This window comes from Flavobacterium poyangense (assembly GCF_011751075.1).
GTDB lineage: Bacteria > Bacteroidota > Bacteroidia > Flavobacteriales > Flavobacteriaceae > Flavobacterium > Flavobacterium poyangense.
Genome location: NZ_JAALLN010000002.1, coordinates 91,179 through 108,708 on the forward strand (window position 1 = coordinate 91,179; position 17,530 = coordinate 108,708).

General features: G+C 35.7%; 10 protein-coding genes. 3 read left to right on the top strand and 7 right to left on the bottom strand.

Features of this window, described 5'->3' with window-relative positions:
- The first annotated feature begins 91 nt into the window (after positions 1-91).
- From G3A47_RS05340 to G3A47_RS05350, 3 genes are all read left to right on the top strand, one after another.
- Positions 92-1,384: an aminopeptidase P family protein gene (locus G3A47_RS05340; RefSeq protein ID WP_166921152.1), complete on the top strand. Its 1,293-nt coding sequence runs from the start codon at positions 92-94 to the stop codon at positions 1,382-1,384.
- An 8-nt stretch (positions 1,385-1,392) separates the two neighbouring features.
- Positions 1,393-2,292 carry an alpha/beta fold hydrolase gene (locus G3A47_RS05345; protein WP_166921153.1) on the top strand — a complete coding sequence of 300 codons (900 nt, stop codon included), beginning with the start codon at positions 1,393-1,395 and terminating at the stop codon, positions 2,290-2,292.
- 211 nt (positions 2,293-2,503) lie between these two features.
- On the top strand, positions 2,504-3,277 hold the full coding sequence (locus G3A47_RS05350; protein WP_166921154.1) for an alpha/beta fold hydrolase: 774 nt from the start codon (positions 2,504-2,506) through the stop codon (positions 3,275-3,277).
- Positions 3,278-3,957: 680 nt separating this feature from the next.
- Here the strand turns inward: G3A47_RS05350 and G3A47_RS05355 are convergent.
- From G3A47_RS05355 to ileS, 7 genes are all read right to left on the bottom strand, one after another.
- Positions 3,958-6,723, bottom strand: coding sequence for a PD-(D/E)XK nuclease family protein (locus G3A47_RS05355; protein WP_166921155.1), 2,766 nt, complete (start codon positions 6,721-6,723; stop codon positions 3,958-3,960).
- A 63-nt stretch (positions 6,724-6,786) separates the two neighbouring features.
- Positions 6,787-8,250 (bottom strand): OmpA family protein, encoded by a 1,464-nt coding sequence (locus G3A47_RS05360; protein ID WP_166921156.1) that lies wholly within the window; start codon positions 8,248-8,250, stop codon positions 6,787-6,789.
- 114 nt (positions 8,251-8,364) lie between these two features.
- Complete coding sequence (kbl, locus tag G3A47_RS05365) at positions 8,365-9,558, bottom strand: glycine C-acetyltransferase (RefSeq protein WP_166921157.1); 1,194 nt, start codon at positions 9,556-9,558, stop codon at positions 8,365-8,367.
- Positions 9,559-9,629: 71 nt separating this feature from the next.
- Positions 9,630-12,788 (bottom strand): UvrD-helicase domain-containing protein, encoded by a 3,159-nt coding sequence (locus tag G3A47_RS05370; RefSeq protein ID WP_166921158.1) that lies wholly within the window; start codon positions 12,786-12,788, stop codon positions 9,630-9,632.
- A 143-nt stretch (positions 12,789-12,931) separates the two neighbouring features.
- Positions 12,932-13,528, bottom strand: a complete 597-nt coding sequence (locus tag G3A47_RS05375; RefSeq protein WP_166921159.1) for a lipoprotein signal peptidase — start codon at positions 13,526-13,528, stop codon at positions 12,932-12,934.
- An 83-nt stretch (positions 13,529-13,611) separates the two neighbouring features.
- Entirely contained in the window at positions 13,612-13,992 is a 381-nt protein-coding gene (locus G3A47_RS05380; RefSeq protein WP_035681592.1) for a TraR/DksA family transcriptional regulator, read from the bottom strand.
- A gap of 7 nt (positions 13,993-13,999) precedes the next feature.
- Entirely contained in the window at positions 14,000-17,401 is a 3,402-nt protein-coding gene (gene ileS, locus G3A47_RS05385; protein WP_166921160.1) for an isoleucine--tRNA ligase, read from the bottom strand.
- Positions 17,402-17,530: the final 129 nt, after the last annotated feature.

The window sequence follows — 17,530 nt, forward strand, 5'->3', positions numbered from 1 at the left end:
AACAAATAAGAAAACTTTAATAATCCTATTTTGTTCTACTTCTTTAAAAATCATTAATTTTGAAATTCGAAGTACAAAAAACAATACTACTATGAAATATCATCAAATAAACAGCGCTCTTTTTGTAAAAAACCGCAAAAAATTCACGGCAGAAATGAAACCTAATTCTGTTGCCGTTTTCAACTCAAACGACATCTATCCCGTTAGTGCCGACAGTACTTTACCATTTGCACAACACCGAGATATTTTTTATCTGAGTGGTGTTGACCAGGAAGAGAGTGTTTTACTCTTGTTTCCCGATGCACCATACGAAAACCAAAAAGAGATTCTTTTTCTAAAAGAAACCAGCGAACATATCGCCATTTGGGAAGGTGAAAAACTGACTAAAGAACGCGCGTTTCAGGTTTCAGGAATCAGAACGGTTTATTGGTTGCAGGATTTTCATAAAGTCTTGAACGAAATGATGACCTATGCCGATACGATGTACATCAATACCAACGAACATTACCGTGCAAGTGTTGAAACAGAAACCCGCGAAGCTCGTTTTGTAAAATGGTGGAAAGAACGTTATCCGGCTCACAACGTAGCAAAAAGCAATCCAATTTTGCAACGTATTCGTTCTATAAAAGAAAGCGAAGAAATCGATTTGATTCAGCAAGCTTGTGATATTACCGAGAAAGGTTTCCGAAGATTGTTGCCATTTGTTAAACCAAATGTTACCGAATATGAAATCGAGGCAGAACTAATTCACGAATTCATCCGTAACCGTTCTAAAGGTTTTGCTTACACTCCAATTATCGCTTCAGGAAATAATGCAAACGTGTTGCATTATATCGAAAACAACCAGCAATGTAAGGCCGGAGATCTGATTTTACTGGATGTTGCGGCAGAATATGCCAACTACTCCAGTGATCTTTCGAGAACAATTCCGGTTTCAGGAAGATATACCGAAAGACAAAAAGCAGTTTACAATGCTGTTTTAAGAGTAAAAAACGAAGCTACAAAAATGCTTACTCCGGGAACATTATGGAAACAATATCATGTGGAAGTAGGTAAAGTCATGACTTCTGAGTTACTTGGCTTAGGCTTAATTGACAAAGCCGACGTACAAAATGAAAACCCGGAATGGCCAGCGTACAAAAAATACTTCATGCACGGAACTTCTCACCATATGGGACTTGACACGCACGATTACGGATTGCTTCACGAACCAATGAAAGCCAATATGGTATTCACTGTTGAACCGGGCATTTACATTCCGGACGAAAAATTCGGAATCCGTTTAGAAGACAACGTAGTGGTTCAGGAAAAAGGAGAACCTTTTAACCTGATGCGTAATATTCCGATTGAAGCTGATGAAATTGAAAGTTTGATGAATTCATAAGCATTGTAATGAAAAAGATTTTTCTATTTGCTTTTTTGATCTTCCTTGGCAAAACTTTCGCCCAAACCGAAGGTTATGTAAAGAACAGCGATTCCAGTCTGACTTATTATAAAACATTCGGCAAAGGCGAACCGCTCTTGATTATTAACGGTGGTCCAGGAATGAACAGTAATGGTTTTGAAGATATGGCAAAAACCTTGTCTGAAAATCAACAAACCATTATTTATGACCAACGAGGAACGGGAAAGTCCAAATTGAAAAAATTAAATGCTAAGACCATTTCAATGCAATTAATGGTCGACGATATGGAAGCGTTGCGAAAGCATCTTAAAATCAAAAAATGGAGTATTCTTGGACATTCATTTGGAGGAATGTTAGCTTCCTATTATGCTACAGTCTACCCAAACAACATCTCTAAATTGATTTTGTCCTCTTCCGGAGGAGTAGATTTGACTTTATTAAAAGGCGCCAATCTTATCGAAGCCGGATTAAATCAATCACAAAAAGATTCTTTGAGCTATTGGAATGACAAAATCGAAAAGGGCGACACTTCCTACGAAGCAAGAATTGGAAGAGGTAGAGCAATGGCACCAGCCTATGTTTACGACCAGAAGTATGCACCAATAATTGCAGAAAGACTAACACAAGGCAATTCTACAATAAACGGATTATTGTGGGGAGACATGCAAAAAATGAATTTTGACTGCAAAGCAAAATTGAAAAATTTTAAAAACCCGGTTTTAATCATTCAGGGGAAAGAAGATATTATTAGTAATGAAATTGGAGAAATTGCCCGTCAAACGTTTCCGAATTCAAAATTAATTTTACTCCAACATTCCAAACATTACGGATGGCTCGACGCACGAGAAAAATATTTCTCGGAAATTAATTCCTTTTTAAAATCATAAAAAAACAAACGGCTTTCAGAAATGCGAGCCGTTTTAATTTAACTAACTCAAGTTGCTGGTCGTGAAATATAAGATGTAAAAAGTGAAAATTGAGACTGAGAAATTATCCGTTTTTTTATACCAAACAAAACATATCAAATTCCAAACTCACATCTCACAACTCACAACCCGCAACTTACATTAATCATATTTCAGAATTAAACAGATTATATTGAAAACGCTATTATACAAAAACACCAAGATCTCCTATACCGATTCCGGGCAAGGAACAGCAGTTGTATTTCTTCACGGTTTTCTCGAAAACAAAACCATGTGGAAAGACTATGTTTCCTTTTTTTCGGATCAATATCGTATCATTACAATTGATTTGTTAGGGCACGGTGAATCTGACTGTTTAGGTTATATACACGAAATGGAAGAGAATGCTAATATCGTTCAGGAGATTTTAATGCATTTAAAAATTGAAAAAACTACGATTATTGGTCATTCTATGGGCGGTTATGTTGGTTTGGCTTTCGCCGAATTATATCCTGCTGCGATCAAAAAATTAGTATTACTAAATTCAACGGCACGCGAAGACAGCCCTGAAAAAAAATTAAACAGAACACGTGCTATAAAAGCCGTAAAACAAAATTACATAGGTTTTGTAAGTTTGGCGATTGCCAATTTATTTAGCGAAAACAACAGAGCCAGATTTGCTAAAGAAATTGAAAAAGCTAAAACTATTGCCTTAAAAACACCTTTACAAGGAATAATTGCCTCATTAGAAGGAATGAAAGTCAGAAAAGACAGGGAAGCACTTTTGCAAAAGAATCTTTTCCCGGTTTTATTGGTTTTAGGAAAAAAAGACCCCGTATTAAACTACGACGACACCGTTACTCAAGTAGAGGACACAACTGTAGAATTAGTAACTTTTGAAGACGGGCACATGAGCTCTATTGAAAACAAAGAAGAACTAAAAATAGTATTGTCTCGTTTTCTTTAATAATACATCCCTGAACTCTATTGTTAAGTAATTAGTACTGTCGAAGTCATTATATACTACAAAGCCTTCGACTCCGTTCAGGGTAACACTCTCATTAGCACTTAAATCTTACTGAAATTGCAATTGTCAGTCTGAGCGGAGTCGAAGATCTTATCAACCTATAAAACCTTCGACCCATTGGGTATGCTATATTCTTCATATTCAGATTATCTAATCTCTTTTCTCAATCCCAACTTTACCCTCCAACCCTAAGCAATCGGATTCAGATCATAAAGCTGCCAAATAAAAAAAGACCATTTCGAAATATCGAAACAGCCTTTTTTCTCTTTTTGTGGGGGCAAAAATTGTAATTTGTAAAATTTCTTTTAAAAATTTCGGCAAAGGTATTCTTTTTCTGCAGTAATCATAACCCCCTGAATCACTTTTGTTTATAGTTTATATTTTGATTGTTATAAAAACAGCATCTGTAAATAAATTTGTTAAAAAGAACATAATCCTTTAAAATTATAGAATTTTACTTCATAAAATTAAATTACAAAACTCTCGGTTTCAAGACAGTTCTATCCTAAAAAGTCATTTATTATCTTAAAAAAAGAAAACTACTCCATCCTACTACAATTCCGTAAATCATTTAGTAGTCTTTTTCCAGAATTACACCAGGTATTAACACTCTTGTTATCTTAATTTATTTTCTCTTCGAAAGGAATGGTCATATCAAAAATCTCTCTTAGCAACACGACAATCTCTTCTAAATAACTGGCAAGAATTTCTTTAGAAACTGTCATTGTTAATTCTTTCTCTTCTTTGAATCCGAAAGGCAAAAACCCTGCTTTAAGGTTTTTAAACGAAATTATCCCGGCCTCCATCGGAATTCCTTTTGCTTCCGTTTCAAACATAAAGGCATACGCCAACACCTGAATGATTTTATCGTTTTTAAGCTCCTGTGTCAATCCATTCCATGATTTCAGCACAACACTGGCTTTTTCAACTTTTCCTGTCTTATAATCGATAATTCTGATCTTCCCGTTACGCAACTCGATTCGGTCCACATTTCCTTTGATCAAAACAGGAAAAGGCAAAGCAGGATGATGTAATTCACGTTCAAATGTTTTTTCTAAAGCAATAATCTGAACTTCATCTCCACTTGAAATTAAATCTAATTCCATTTTCAGGAAATTCGAAACATTCCGTTTTGCCACTTCAAAAGCCAAAAGGTTACGTCCTTTTTTTATTTCACCTTCTTTATAGACTAATTTAAACTGTTTCAGCACTTCGGCATCTAACAATTTAAAACAATTTTTAATATCAGCTTCCGAAATTAATCGCCCGACAAAAGGATCATATAAAGCCTTCAACGTTTCATGTATAATGGTCCCGAGGGTATTTAAGGCAATATTTTCTTCTACTTCTTCGACCTCCCTAATCCTCAGAATTTTTTGAAAATAGAATTCAATCGGATTTCTGATATAACTCGTCAAAGATGAAGGAGAAAACCCGACTGTAGCAATTTCTTTTAATCGTTCCAGAACAGCTTCTGATTTTGGAACCACCATGGGCTTATTGGCCATTGCCGGTAAAACCGGATTGTAAATATCAAAGGTAAGATTGTGTTTTACTTGTTTTTCTACTTCCAATTGCGTTATAAAACGACTGCGTTCTCCGGCATCTAAACCATCATTCTCTGTATTATAAATCAAATAAATATTTTTGGCTCTTTGCAGTAAATGATAAAAGTGATACGTGTAAATAGCATCTTTTTCTTTAAAAGTCGGCAATCCCAATTCTTTTTTGACATCATATGGAATAAATGAATTTTGAGATTTACCTGCGGGAAATTTACCTTCGTTCATAGACGTTACAATTACGGTCTCAAAGTCCAAAACACGACTTTCCAGAACCCCCATAATTTGCAATCCTCTTAAGGGTTCCCCTTCAAACGAAACTTCCGCCACATCAATTACCTGCTTATAAATAGCATACAAAGTATCAATATTGTCAATATGTTTGTGTTTAGAATAATAGCTAATTAACTTATTGATCACCTTAAAAATAGCAAAGACAAAAGCTTTAGCGATCTTTTCCTCTTCATTATCATTGCTGAAATTCTTTTTTACCAATAACAAAAGAGTTGATATATTCTCTAAAACCGCAATCGATCCATTCTCCCATTTCTGAAACAACAATTGAAATAGCTCGGACTCTTTTGAGTTGAGCTCCATCAATCTGTTGTGTGTAATAAAAGTATAATTGTTCTCTTTTATAATCCGAACCAGACTACCTGCATTAGCATAAGGCTCCACTAGCGGATGCGTCAAAACATCTAAGACATCTTTATAATAAAAAACATAACTCTCCCCTTTTCTGGAAAGTGCATTAGTATGCATTTTAAACAATTTTGCGATCAATATTTGCGAGGGATTATTTTTTCCGGAATACCCCATCGTAATATTTAGTGCGCCGACAGAGGAAGGTAATGCATACAAAACAGGCACTAACAAATTTTCCTCTCCCAATACAACAGCTACCTTATCGAGAGATGTCGTTGGATTCTCTGAAATTATATTCTCAATGATACTTCCCGTTAGCTTAGCCTGACCAATTGTTTTTGGAGTTCCAATAACCTGAATATTCTTTGATTGAGAAAAATCATCCACAATCCATTCGAAAGGGTTTCCTTTATAATGCTTCCAGTTTTCTTTAAAACGTCTCACAAAAAGCCCAGCGTCGTGGTAAGGATCATTAAGAAAGACCTGATCCACATCCCAATAAATTCTGGCTTGATCTAAAGCTAAAAGATGTTGCACGATTTTTTCTTCGGCAGCATTTAAAGCATTGAATCCTGCAAAAAGAAAATTGCGTCCTGTAGTTGTATTCGAAAAATGATTTAAATTATGAACCGCTTCCCTATAAATCAAACCTTGATAACCAATACTCTTATTTAGCAGATGATTATATAAAGACTCATAATACAATGGCAGCAATTTCCAGAAATCAATATAATTTTCTAAAAGCTTGGTTTTGTTCTCTACTTCTATTCCCCACTTTTTAATATCTTCAATATCTTTCAGATAAGACAAAACATGGGCAGGATCCAGTAAATAGCGATCTATTTCATTAAAATCCTGAAGAAGTGTTTTTGCCCAATTGGCAAACAATTCAAATGACTGTTGGTATTGTTTTTCTGTAATAGAAAGATAAACTTCATAGAATTCGAAGAGCAGTTCGATTGAATCAACAGACCGGATAGCGGCGACGTCTTGTACAAAATCCTCAATACTAATGATATCCGGAGAAAGAATAGTATGCGAAGTCTCCTTTTTTAAGGCTTCAATTAAAAAAACCTTCGCTCTTTTATTAGGCAAAATAATAGTCGTTTCTGCAAGTTTATCTGAATAATCCTGGATAATGACGGTTGCTATTTTTTCGAGAAAGGAAGTATTTATCATTTGATAAAAATAAAAAAAGCCATTCAATTAAGAATGGCTTTTAGTATTTATTTAAACTGTAAATTATAGTTTACCTTGGTATTTAGAACCAATGTGTTTAATTTCAGTTCTTCTGTTTTGAGCTTTACCTGCAGCAGTTTTGTTACTTGCAACTGGTTGAGAAGATCCAAAACCTTTAGATTCTAAGTTTTCTTTGTTAACTCCTCTTTCGATTAACGCGTTCATTACAGCGTCAGCTCTATCTTGAGAAAGTTTGTCATTGATTTTAGCAGAACCTGTACTATCTGTGTGTCCTTCAATGCTGAATTTCGCGTTTGGATAGTTTTTAAGGATTTCTTTAATTGCATCTAATCTAGCTGGAGTTTCTTTGTCTCCTGTTTTGAAAGTAGCTTTACCTGAGTTAAAGTATACCGCTCTAGCTTGAACTTTAAGATCTTCTAAAGCCTCAGTAGTTACTTCTGGACATCCTCTGTTACTAGCAGGACCGTAAACTGTAGGACAATCGTCATCTTTATCAGCTACACCATCTTTGTCAGCATCTAAGAAAGGACAACCACCGTTTTCTTTTGGACCAGCAACTGTAGGACATTTGTCATCTTTATCAGCGATTCCGTCTCCGTCAGTATCAGGACAACCTTTTAAAGCAGCTAAACCAGCAACATCTGGACAAGCATCATCTTTATCAGCAATTCCGTCTCCGTCTGTATCAGGACATCCGTTTAATGCAGCTAAACCAAAAACATCTGGACAAGCATCACTAGCGTCAACGATTCCGTCTCCGTCAGTATCAGGACATCCGTTGAATTGTTTTAAACCAGCAACATCTGGACAAGCATCGTCTTTGTCATAGATTCCGTCACCGTCAGTATCTTTACCTCCAAATTTGAAAACAAGACCAGCAGTGTGTTGGAAGTGAGATGGAGCATCTGGAACACCTTTTGAGTCTTCTCTATCTCCAGAAACTGACCATTTGTATTTAGTAGCAAGCTCTAAACCAATAGACTCAGTAAACCAAAAAGTAACACCAGCACCTGGATTAACAGTTCCGTAGCTGCTGTCTCCTAAGAAAACATAACCACCACCAACAGTTAACGAAGGATCAATTACTTTAGATTTGATTAATTCTTGGAAGCTATATTTAATAGTAGCATCAATTCCGTAATACATCAAATCACCAGGATTACTCACAACCATACCTCTTGAATCATGATTTGGGTGAGATGGATTAAAAGTAACGTATTTATCAATTTTGTTTACAGATCCTTGTAAACCAACTGAGAAACCACTACCAACATATTTAGACACTCCGATGTAAGACAAAGAAGGAAGGATGTTCCAGTTGTCTTTTACAGCGAATGGCTGAGAAAAGTGTTGGTTGATCCAACCATTACCTCCACCAGCACTAGTTCTAGTGTCAACGGCATTAACTCCAAAAGAGATAGCCCATGGATTGTTACTGTCTTGCGCGTGAGAACTTAAACCCATCACCATCATCACAGCAACTAAAAGTTTGTTAAGATGTTTCATACTTAATTTTTTTTAATTACAATTTAGTTAATTACAAGCAAAAGTAACACCAAATTTTTTAAATACAAAATGAAATGTTAAAAAAAACCTACAAAAATTCGGCCAATGTGGTAATTATATAACTTTTAACATTTTTCCGACAACTTCAAAAGCCTTTATCGCTCTGTCCAAGTGCTCTTTAGTGTGGGCTGCCGAAAGTTGCACTCTGATTCTTGCCTTTTCCTTTGGCACAACAGGAAAGAAGAATCCGATTACATAAATTCCTTCTTTCAAAAGTTCATTAGCCATAGTCTGCGACAATTTAGCATCGTATAACATTACCGGTACTATTGCTGAATCCCCATCTATGATATCAAATCCGGCATTTTTCATACCTTCTTTAAAATAATTGGTATTCCACTCTAACTTATCTCTTAATGAAGTATCTTTCTCTAATAACTCAAAAACTTTGATAGAAGCCCCTACAATTGCGGGTGCCAGTGAATTTGAGAACAAATAAGGTCTTGATCGTTGACGAAGTAATTCGATAATCTCTTTCTTAGCAGTGGTATAACCTCCCATTGCTCCACCCAGTGCTTTTCCAAGTGTTCCGGTTATGATATCCACTCTTCCCATAACACCTTTTGCCTCAAGAGTTCCTTTACCTGTAGCCCCAATAAATCCGGCTGCATGACATTCATCAACCATTACCATTGCATCGTATTTATCAGCTAAATCACAGATTTTATCTAATGGCGCTACAAGTCCATCCATTGAAAATACACCATCTGTAACAATTAATTTAAAACGAGCCCCTGCTTCATTAGCCTTAATCAATTGTTGCTCTAAATCTTCCATGTTGCTATTTTCATAGCGATAACGAGCCGCTTTACACAAACGAACTCCGTCTATAATAGAAGCATGATTTAAACTATCCGAAATAATAGCGTCATTCTCTCCCAACAATGGCTCAAAAACACCACCATTAGCATCAAAAGCAGCTGCATACAAAATGGTATCTTCTGTACCATAAAAATCAGCAATCTTTCTCTCTAATGTTTTATGAATATCCTGCGTACCACAGATAAAACGAACGGACGACATACCGAAACCATGTGTATCCATAGCATCTTTAGCAGCCTGAACCACTTCCGGATGCGAAGAAAGTCCTAAATAATTATTGGCGCAAAAATTCAAAACTTTTTCACCTGTTGAAATTGTAATTTCGGCATCCTGAGCTGAAGTAATAATACGTTCTTTCTTAAAAATTCCGTTTTCCTCAATAGTTTGCAACTCATTTTGCAAATGTTCTTTTATTTTTCCGTACATTTTTAGTTATTTAATATATTAAAAATTAACAACTTAACCCTAATTAAGCTATTAACAACTGATTAATTTCATCACAAATTTACCACATCGACATCTGTTCCTATATACACCAACGCTTTTTTTAACACTTTATATCCCAAATCTTCAATTGCATCCTGATACTCCTGAAGTTGTCTGGTATATTTCGCATTAACTGCCCCTGTTTTATAATCTAAAAGATATGCCTCCCTACTTTTTGTCAACACCACCCTATCCGGCTTCAAAATCTTACCCTCTTTCTGAACAATCGTTTGTTCGTTCAGAATTTTATCTTTTCCGTCAAAACACATGCTCAATTCGGGATGATGCACAATTTCCCGAAGTGTCTGCAGCACTTTCTCAGACTGATCAAAAGTAACCAAACCGTTTTCTATCGCCTTGGTAACAGCCAAATCAATATCGGATTTATCTTTTACGAAAGCTAAAATTTCATGAACAAGATTTCCATACGAAATTGCTTCTTGTTGATGCGTACCCCACATTAGCGCTTCACGTTGCGCGATTTTTATATTCTTCGGGTTTAAAACTTCAGCAACCATTGGAATTGTCCGCACTAAATCGGCCGCTTTTGACGGAGGTGAAAGTTTCTTCCTATTCCCAAAATCATATTCTAATTTTTCTGAATCATACACCCCCTTATTGATCAGGTATTTGATAAAAAAAGAAGCCATATTACTTGGAAACTCTCCATCTTTTCTTTCTTTTAATGATTGCGAAATAACATAAAGCTGTTCCTCAGCCCGTGTTAACGCCACATACAAAACATTAATATTATCGAGTAATTCTTCCTGTTTTTTCAAATTAAAAACAGCCGAAGCATTTTCACCAAACCCTTCAACAGCACTACTATTATCAATCAGAGCCTTTGGAACACCCAAGCCTTCCTCTTCTGCATCCAGCCAAAGTTTATCTTTTGGTTTTCTGTTATAATCTTCCTCAGCAAAAGGCATAATAACAACCGGAAACTCCAATCCTTTTGATTTATGAATCGTCATAATCCGAACGGCGTTATTACCTTCCGGAGACGGAATGCTGAATTTCTCACCATTTTTCTCCCAAAAGCTAAGAAAATCTGCTATTCCGGCCTGATTTCTTATATCGCGTTCTAAAACAATATCCAGAAAAAATTGCACATAGGCATTTCCCTCTGTCGGAAGAACGAATTTTGAAATGATAATCTCAACTGCCTCATACAAAGATTTCTTTCTGACATTCTCAAAAGAAAGCGAAACATCAAAAGTCAAAAGCCACTTTTCAAAATCACTTTCAAATTTGTTCGCCATTCCTTGCGCAATAAAATCATGAACCGGCATTTCGATTTCTAAAGTACCCGTTAAGAAATGCAAAAAATTAGCTTTTGCCTCTAAATCAGCACTATTATTCAAGTATTTCAGCAGGTGAATTATTAAACGCACCTCTGTTGCATTTTGAATCATCAATGTTTCCGAAGATAAAAGTGGAATATTCTGCTCCGTTAAATAATTGGCAATCGCAATTCCCTGACCTCTTTTACGTGTCAAAATAACAATATCTTTATATTCAAAACCTTCCCGAACCACATTCAGAATTGTGTTTAAAGTAGCCAAAACATATAAATCTGATTTCTCTGTCACTTCCTCTTCGTCTCCAAAATCATTTTTCTCTACAACGGGAAGAAAAGAGATGTTGACATACCCTCCTTTTTTGGAGTTTGCATTTTGAAAACTATGATTTTCATACAAATCTTTGTAATCTTCGTTTGAAAATTCGGCAGAAATCAACCTAAAAAAAGAATTATTAAAATCAATTACCTCACTATAACTTCGATAATTAGTAGCTAAATGTTCTAATCTCTGATCTTTATTACTAAAAGGATTTTCTCCTTTACTCAATTCGATAAACTGCTCGGCTTTACCACCTCTCCAACGATAAATAGACTGTTTAGGATCTCCAACAATCATCAAAGTACCTTTATTTCCTAAATCATCCTGACCAGCAAGCGCGTTGTCAATAAGCGGAATCAGATTTTGCCATTGCATTTCTGAAGTATCCTGAAATTCATCAATAAAAAAATGACGATACCGCTCTCCCAGACGTTCATAAATAAAAGGCGCCGGCTGATTCTGAATCTCGCGATAAATTATCGCGTTGAATTCGGAAATAGACAATATATTTTGCTCGGATTGAATCTTAGCCAATTCATTACTAACCGTATTCAGCAAAGACAAAGGCGTAATGTTTTTAAGAAAAGCTTTGTAGAAATCTCTCTTCTCGAAATTTTTATAGATTTTAACCAGCGTTTGAAGAAACTCCGGGATAAGGTTTTCAATTAATGCTTTGTCTTTTGCTGTTTTATTTATGGCAATATCCTCAAACTCATGAAAGGTTTTATTCCTTGGATTGAATTTTCCATCCCTAATGCTTTCCAGATGATTTGGGAAGGTTCCTCTCGAAAAAGACTTTACATCAATTCCGTTTTTATCAATTAAAAAAAGTAATTCAGCGGCAAACTCTGCATTTACTTTTTCCAGATCGGCACACAAAACCGACATTTTCTTTTTTATAGCGATAAATTCTTCAATCGACTTATCCTGAAAATGCGCGATCTCGTTTCGGTTGTTTTCATTCAGCACTAACCTTCCGGTCTCCAGAATTTCACGCGAAACATCCCAACTCTTGTCATCGTCGGTTTTTTCCATCGTAAAATCGACAAGTAATTTTGTAAGCGTTTCATCCTGTCCAGCCTGAGCGATAATAGCATCAACGGCTTCTACCAATAAATTTTCGGTGTCCAGGGTAACCTCAAAAGTCATAGGTAAATTCAAATCGTGTGCAAAAGCACGAATTACCTTATGTGTAAATTTATCAATAGTAGAAATATCAAAAGCCGCATAATTATGAATTAAGTGCTTAATGATATTCTGAGATTTTGCTTTGATTTTTATAATAGAAAGTCCGGTATCGCGGGACAGATCTTCCATTAAATCGGATGCTTTATCAGAAGGGACTTCTTTGGTAAACTCAGATAAACTCCCCACAATACGGCTTTTCATTTCATGAACCGCCTTATTGGTAAAAGTTATGGCCAAAATATTGCGATAGGCATCGTTTTTTGGCGAGGAAAGCATAATCTTCAGGTATTCCTTAACCAAAGTATAGGTCTTTCCCGAACCTGCAGAAGCATCATAAATGGAGAAAGACGGACTTTGCATAAGCTTAATTTTTGTATGACAAAAATAGTACAATAAAAATTGAATCCCAATAAGTCAAAAATTCCAAATTCCAATATCTAAAGTTTCATCGCATCAGATATTGAAATTTGGAATTTATTTATTTTTGGAATTTTAAATAACTACTAGCCTTTAGGGAATGCTCTTTTATTGAAAACCAATAATATTCCGACTCCTGTAGAAATTGCCACATCGGCAACATTAAAAATAGCATTAAAAAACATAAAATGCTTTCCTCCAAAGAAAGGCAACCAGGTTGGTAAATTCCCTTCCCAAATTGGAAAATAAAACATATCGACCACCAAACCATGAAACCATGAACCATAAGGAGTAGGCGAAAAAAGTGTTGCAAGATTATGTGTGCTGTCGTCAAAAAGTACTCCGTAAAAAACAGAATCCAATATATTTCCTGCCGCACCGGCAAAAATTAATGCAATAGCAACGACTAAATAAGTAGAATGACGTTTTTTTATTGCATCGGCCAACCAATATCCAATTCCGAATACGGCAAAAATTCTAAAAACAGTCAGGATTAACTTTCCGTATTCTCCAGGAATTTTTGTTCCCCAGGCCATTCCTTCATTTTCTATAAAATGAATTCTAAACCAATCAGCAATAACAACTTCTTCACCGAGAATAAAATTTGTTTTTACATAAATTTTAGAAAGCTGATCAACAAGTAAAACTAAAAATATAAGGAAATACGCTTTTCGTAATGACATTTTATGAAATTTTGATGGCAAAAATAACAATTAAATAAAAAAAACGCTCCTAAAGGAGCGCTAATTTTTAAGTATCTAAGCTATTATCTTTGTAAATTCTTGGCTTCGATGCTCATTGTAGCATGAGGAACGATTTTAAGCCTTTCTTTACCGATTAATTTTCCTGTTACTTTACAGATACCATATGTTTTATTTTCGACACGGAATAACGCATTTTTCAAATCACGAATAAACTTCTCTTGTCTGATCGCCAACTGAGAGTTTGCTTCTTTAGACATGGTTTCACTTCCTTCTTCAAAAGCTTTAAAAGTAGGAGAAGTATCGTCGGTTCCGTTATTCAAGTCGTTCATATAAGCACTTTTGATTAAATCAAGATCTGCCTGTGCTTTTTGTATTTTATTTTGAATTATTTCTTTGAACTCTGCCAAATCGGCGTCAGAGTATCTTGTAATTTCATCTACCATTTTTATATTATTTTGAAATTAATATCGTTGTTTTAATATCATCAAACTCAATTTCTGTGCCGTTTTCCAAAGCGTCAACAAAAACTAAATCATCTGTTAGTGTTTCAGACTTAATGTAATCTTCGTTTTTCAGAATTGCTTCTTCCAGAAGACCACTTCTTTTAAGCTGTACTTTAATTTTATCCGTAACCTCAAATCCTGAATCTTTACGAATATTCTGAATTCTGTTTACCAACTCTCTCGCAATACCTTCATTCTTCAATTCTTCGGTGATGGTTATATCAAGTGCAACTGTTATTCCTCCTGAATTTGCAACCAACCAACCTTCGATATCTTGTGAGGTTATTTCGACATCTTCTAATGATAAAGTTACGTTATTTCCAGCAATAACAATATCTAACGTCCCTTCCTTGTCTAATTGATTGATCTGATCTGCAGAAAACCCTTGTATCTCCTTAGAAATCAAGCCCATATCCTTCCCAAATCGCGGCCCCAAAGCCTTAAAATTAGGCTTAATCTGTTTCACTAAAATACCTGAAGCATCGTCTAAAAGTATGATTTCTTTCACGTTTACTTCGGCTTTTACTAACTCGGAAATAGCTTCAATTTCAGCACGCTGATTGTCGTCAAGTACCGGAATCATTACCTTTTGCAAAGGTTGACGCACCTTGATCATTTCTTTTTTACGAAGTGACAAGACCAAAGAAGAAATGGTTTGCGCCTTCTGCATTTTGCTTTCTAATGTTTTATTAACAAAGTTTTCGACAAATTTCGGGAACTCAGCCAAGTGAACACTGGCATATTGCTCAGATCCTGTAGAAACTGTCAAGTCACGATACAATTTATCCATGAAAAAAGGAGCGATCGGAGCACTCAATTTACTTATGGTAAGTAAACAAGTATAAAGCGTCTGATAAGCTGCTATTTTATCATGTGCATATTCACCCTTCCAGAAGCGACGACGACACAAACGAACGTACCAGTTACTTAAATTTTCCTGAACGAAATCAGAAATCGCTCTTGCTGCTTTTGTTGGTTCATACTCTTCGTAACATTCGTCAACAAATTTTATTAACGTATGCAATTCAGACATAATCCACTGATCGATTTCCGGTCTTTCGTTTAACGGAATTTCTGCCTCAGCGTATTTAAAACCATCAATGTTGGCATACAAACTAAAGAACGAATACGTGTTGTATAAAGTTCCGAAGAATTTACGTCGTACCTCAGCAATTCCTTCCAAGTCAAACTTTAGGTTATCCCAAGGATTTGCATTCGAAATCATGTACCAGCGTGTGGCATCAGGACCGTATTCTTTAATTGTTGTAAAAGGATCAATTGAATTCCCTTTACTTTTTGACATTTTTAGTCCGTTTTTATCTAAAACCAAACCATTTGAAACTACATTTTTGTACGCCACTTTATCAAAAACCAAAGTTCCGATAGCGTGTAACGTATAAAACCATCCACGAGTCTGATCTACTCCTTCAGCGATAAAATTCGCAGGAAAATCTTTATTCTCGTCGATTTTATCCTTATTTTCAAAAGGATAATGCCATTGTGCATAAGGCATTGCACCAGAATCAAACCAAACATCGATCAAATCGCTTTCTCGTTTCATTGGTTTTCCTGAAGCTGAAACCAAAGTAATCTGATCTACTACATTTTTATGCAAATCGATCAAATCATAATTTGCTTCAGACATATTTCCGATTTCAAAATCTTTAAAAGGGTTTTCTGTTTGAAAACCGGCTTCGATAGATTTCTCAATTGCGTTATATAATTCTTCAACAGAACCAATTAAAACTTCTTCTTTTTTGTCTTCCGTTCTCCAAATTGGCAATGGAATACCCCAATATCTAGAACGAGATAAGTTCCAGTCGTTGGCATTTTTCAGCCAGTTTCCGAAACGTCCTTCACCGGTAGATTTAGGTTTCCAGTTAATTGTTTCATTCAAATCGAACATCCTATCTTTTACGTCAGTAACCTTGATAAACCAGGAATCTAACGGATAATATAAAAGCGGTTCGTCTGTTCTCCAGCTGTGTGGGTAACTGTGAACATATTTTTCAACTTTAAAAGCTTTATTTTCTTCTTTTAAACGAATGGCGATTTCAACATCTACCGAACGCTCAGGAGCTTGTCCGGCGTCATAATATTCGTTTTTAACATATTTTCCGGCAAACTCACCCATATGCGAAGTAAATTTTCCTTGTAAATCTACCAAAGGAACGGCAGTACCACTTTCGTCCAACACCAACATAGGCGGAACTTCCGGTTTTGCTTCTTTTGCTACTTTAGCATCATCCGCACCAAAAGTCGGAGCGGTATGTACAATTCCGGTTCCGTCTTCTGTTGTTACGAAGTCTCCTGAAATTACTCTAAAAGCATTTTCTGCATTTTGATATGGTAATACATAAGGCAATAATTGTTCGTAACGAATCTCTACTAAATCAGCACCTTTAGCTTCTGTTAGTATAGCATACGGGATATTTTTATCTCCGGATTTGAAATTTTCGAAATCAGTTTCCTCAGTACTTGCAAAAAATCCTTTTCCAAATTGTTTTCCAACCAGGTTCTTCGCTAAAACAACATTTATTGGCTCGAAAGTATATTGATTGAAAGTTTTAACTAACACATAATCAATTTTTGGTCCAACTGTCAACGCAGTATTGGATGGCAGTGTCCAAGGAGTAGTCGTCCAGGCTAAAATGTGAACGTCACCAAAACCTTGTAAAAAAGAAGGCAGAGTTTCCGCAACTGTTTTAAACTGTGCTACAATCGTAGTGTCAGTGACATCACGGTAAGCACCAGGCTGATTTACTTCGTGAGAAGACAATCCTGTTCCTGCTTTTGGAGAATAAGGCTGAATGGTATATCCTTTGTACAGCAAACCTTTATCGTAGATTTGTTTCAAAAGCCACCAAACAGACTCCATATATTTAGGTTTATAAGTCACATACGGATCTTCCATATCTACCCAATACCCCATTTTTTCGGTTAGGTCATTCCATACGTCAGTATAACGCATTACGGTTTTTTTACACGCTTCGTTATATTCTTCGATAGAAATTGACTTACCAATATCTTCTTTTGTAATTCCAAGTTCTTTTTCGGTACCTAATTCTACAGGTAATCCGTGCGTATCCCAACCGGCTTTTCTTTTTACCTGAAAACCTTTTTGAGTTTTATATCTGCAAAAAATATCTTTAATAGCACGTGCCATCACGTGATGAATTCCCGGTAAGCCGTTGGCTGAAGGAGGTCCTTCAAAAAACACAAAAGGTTCAGCACCTTCACGCGTAGTTACACTCTTTTCAAATATATTTTCTTTCTTCCAAAAATCAAATACTTCTGATGCCACTGTTGGCAAGTCAAGTCCTTTGTATTCAGTAAATTTTGTACTCATTTTATCCTATTCTTAAACGAGGTGCGAAAGTAAGGAATTTTGAGGAAAATAGATAAAAGATGACAGAAAAAAGAACGAAGTCACGAAATTTCTAATAAATTCAGCAAAAAAGATCGCAGCTTTCGAAAA